Source organism: Salipiger sp. HF18 (assembly GCF_011806505.1).
Taxonomy (GTDB): domain Bacteria; phylum Pseudomonadota; class Alphaproteobacteria; order Rhodobacterales; family Rhodobacteraceae; genus Salipiger; species Salipiger thiooxidans.
Genome location: NZ_JAATOS010000443.1, coordinates 1 through 3,271 on the forward strand (window position 1 = coordinate 1; position 3,271 = coordinate 3,271).

At 67.0% G+C, this 3,271-nt stretch carries 4 protein-coding genes; 2 read left to right on the forward strand and 2 right to left on the reverse strand.

The window, feature by feature from the left end; genetic code table 11:
- Nucleotides 1-392: adenylyl-sulfate kinase (locus tag HC022_RS22085; RefSeq protein WP_167453840.1), on the forward strand; the 392-nt coding region annotated here is incomplete at its 5' end.
- Nucleotides 393-506: 114 nt separating this feature from the next.
- On the opposite strand, the gene HC022_RS22090 is transcribed toward HC022_RS22085, so the two are convergent.
- A complete protein-coding gene (locus tag HC022_RS22090; RefSeq protein WP_167453841.1) occupies nucleotides 507-1,415 on the reverse strand; it encodes a hypothetical protein in 909 nt (302 codons plus the stop codon).
- A gap of 229 nt (nucleotides 1,416-1,644) precedes the next feature.
- Nucleotides 1,645-2,826, reverse strand: coding sequence for a GAK system CofD-like protein (locus HC022_RS22095; protein ID WP_167453842.1), 1,182 nt, complete (start codon nucleotides 2,824-2,826; stop codon nucleotides 1,645-1,647).
- Nucleotides 2,827-2,977: 151 nt separating this feature from the next.
- Here HC022_RS22095 and HC022_RS22100 point away from each other — a divergent pair.
- A partial coding sequence (locus tag HC022_RS22100) for an NUDIX domain-containing protein (protein ID WP_368484717.1) occupies nucleotides 2,978-3,271 on the forward strand: 294 nt, incomplete at its 3' end.

The window sequence follows — 3,271 nt, forward strand, 5'->3', positions numbered from 1 at the left end:
TCGGCTTCTCGAAAGAGCACCGTGACCTCAACATCCGCCGCATCGGCTACGTGGCGTCCGAGATCACCAAGAACGGCGGCATCGCGATCTTCGCGCCCCTCGCCCCCTCCCCGACCACCCGTCGCGCCGTGCTCTCTCTCCTCGATCAGTTCGGCGCCTTCATCGAGGTCCACGTCGCGACCACGATCGAGGAATGCGAGCGTCGTGACCGTAAGGGTCTCTACAAGCTGGCACGCGAAGGCAAGATCAAGGAATTCACCGGGATCTCCGACCCCTATGACGTTCCCGCCAACCCCGAGCTGCGCGTCGAGACCGAAGGCACCGATGTCGACAACTGCGCACATCAGGTGATCCTGAAGCTCGAGAGCATGGGCCTGATCGCGGGTCACTGAGCCCCGACATCCCTCAGCTAAGCAAAGGGCGTCCGCGACAGCGGGCGCCCTTTCTGCGTGCGGGGCTTGCATGCTGCGTTTGCGTGCTGCGTTTGCGTGCCGGGGCAGGGGGGATCAGAAGCTCAGGCGGAAGTTCGAGGTCAGCGCGACCGGCAGGGTCGGGTCGAACACGTGGCTGCCGTCAATCTGCAACGTCAGCGACCGCTTCTTGTGCGACCACTGGAAGCCGGTGGCGAAGCGCGGCGCGCTGTAGTCGCCGAAGCTCGAGTCGTTGCGCCAGTAGCCCTGGGTCACGCCGACGTCGAAATAGGGCTTGAAGTGCCCGTCCGGGTTCAGCGTCGCCCGGGCCGAGATGCTGGAATAGAGGTTCGAGATCTCGAACCCGTCGAGGCTGCCCGCGCTCGGCGTGAACTGGTGCGACATCGACAGCGCCGCCGACGAGCTCATCTTGATGCCGCCGATCCGGTCCGAGAGCGTGGCCTTGGTGCCGCCGCCCACGCGCATCGCCCGTGTGCTCCCACCCGAGTAGCGGTAGACCGGCTGGGCCACGTTCATCCAGCTCTTGAGCTTCAGCTTGTCGCCGATCCGGGTCTTCAGGTACGGCCCGAACGAGAAGCTCCGGCTCTCGATCTCGCGCCCGGTGTCGAGGTTGGCTTTGGCAAAACCCGCGGAAAAGCCCAGCCGGCTGTGCTGCAGCAGCGGGAAGTCGTAGCCCATCATTAGGCGCGAGGCGACGCCCGAGGGGTCGTCGTGGTATTCGCGCACGCTCAGCGCCGCCCAGCCGCGCGCCATGCTCTCGCGCGAACGCGAGGCGAGATAGAGCCCGTTGCCGTACAGGTTCACGTGCCCGAAGCCGTCCATCACGTTGCCAAGCGCGGCCTCGTGCGCGGTGATGTCGGCGCTCAGCGTGGTCGAGGCGCCGAGCTTGAGCGCATCGCGCAGGTCGGCATCGTCCGCTGCGGCTTGGACCGGCAGCAGAAGCAGGGCGATGACAAGATGTATTCTTCCAGACAACACGTGCATGGCAGCGGGTCCGCTCTGCGGATCGGGGCAATTCGGTTCAGAACTCCGGGGGGACAGGTCTTGGCGTCGCCCGCATCGGATGAGGCCCGGTTACCCGCGGACACTGCTCACATCAAATCACGAATCCGGTCCCGGAGGCGTTTTCCCGGGGATTTCCCGTTGCCGTGGCGTCAGTTGCCGAACGAGGCGGCAGCGACGCCGACCGTCGCGGCAGTGGCGGGACCGGGGCTCAGCCCAGCGAAACCAGAAGCTCCGCGACCTTGCGGGTGTCGTACTTGTCCTGATCGGTCTGGCGCAGCGGCAGGCGGTGGCAGGGGATGCCGAAGCGGGCGGTGACTTCGGCGCAGGCCGCGTCGCTCTGCGATCGGTCGCAGAGCACGTGGGTCAGCAGCTGCCGCGCGGGGATCGTCCTGCCCGCGTCCGCCAGCAGCGGCGCCAGCAGTGCTTGCACCTGGTCGGCAAGCCCGTGGCCCAATGCCTCTGGATCGACGCCGAGGCTCGGCAGGAACACCTTGGGCACGTGCCGCGCGGCGATCGCCTTGCCCACGCCGGCGGGGAGCAGGTTGGCGATCACGCTCGAATAGAGGCTCCCCGGCGGGTAGCAGATCACGTCCGACTGGGCGATGAGTTTGCGGTTGCGCTTGGGCAGCGGCACGTCGCCGGGCGCCAGCTCCTGCCTTCCGTCGCTCAGGAACAGGCGGGCGATGGGGCTGTCGATGGGCGCGGATTCCTTGCCGCTGATCTGGCGCTGGCCGACGATCACCCGCCCGTCCGAAAGCTCGACCCCCAGCTGCAGCGTCTCGTCGACCACGGCGCGCACGGTGCCGCGCACGTCGACCATCTTGGACATAAGGAACAGCACCGGCTCAAGCGCGCGGCCGTTGCTCAGGTAGCCCCCGGCGAGGATCAGGTTACCGATGCTGGCATTGCGGTAGTCGAAGCCACGCGGCACCTCGGCGGCGAAGCTCTCGAGCAGGGTGCGGATCAGCATCCGCATCGGCTTGGCGACGGCCGAAATCAGCGGATGCTTGCCCTCGATCATCGCCGCGACCTCGGCGCCCAGCTCCTCCTGCGGGGCGTTACGTGACAGCCGGTGGCTGAAGAGCGCGTAGATGTCGGGCTGGCCCAATACCGTCTCGTCCGCCAGCGCCATCAGCCGGCTGCGCAGGTCGCCGACCGCGGGCATGTCGAAGGCCTCGCGCAGGATCTGCGAACTGCCACCGCTGTCGAAGGGCGTGATCAGGTGAATCGAATTGAAGGTATAGGTCTTGAGCTGCCGCGAGATCCCGTTCAGCGCGCTGCCGCCGCTGAAGAACAGCACCCGTGGGCCAAGGTGCGGGGCGCTTGCGGCGCGCGACACGCGCAGGGCGTCGGGCAGGCTGATCTCGCGCTCGATCCGGATATCGGTCATTACTGTCTCGTCGGGCCTGTCGTCGGGGGTACGCCGAAAGCGACAGCCATTATGCCTTTAAACTGTTATATTCTTCGGAGCATAAGGCCTCATGATCGAAGACCTCTCCATCCGCCCGACAGTTCGCGCTGTCATCCGCAAGGGACCTCCCGTGCGCGTCCAAGTCAAGCAGAGACCGGACGGCCAGCGTGACATGCCGCTTCCCGGCGGGCGGCGGGAGCCCGGCGAGACGATGCACGGGTGCGTGGCCCGCGAATGCCTCGAAGAGATCGGGGTGGCGCCTGTGCTGCGCGACATCCTCTTCGTGGCGGAGGTGTTCCGCGTCGGTGGCGACAAGCGCTGCCAGCAGACCGGGATGCTGTTCCGGGGCCAAGTGCCCGACGATTACGAGCCGCGGCCGGGCACCCGGCCCGACCATCGCCAGAGCGCCACCGCCTGGGCCGAC

Excerpts from the sequence above, each read along its gene's own strand:
- HC022_RS22090 (WP_167453841.1), bottom strand. The coding sequence starts at position 1,415 with ATGCACGTGTTGTCTGGAAGAATACATCTTGTCATCGCCCTGCTTCTG.
- HC022_RS22095 (WP_167453842.1), bottom strand. The coding sequence starts at position 2,826 with ATGACCGATATCCGGATCGAGCGCGAGATCAGCCTGCCCGACGCCCTG.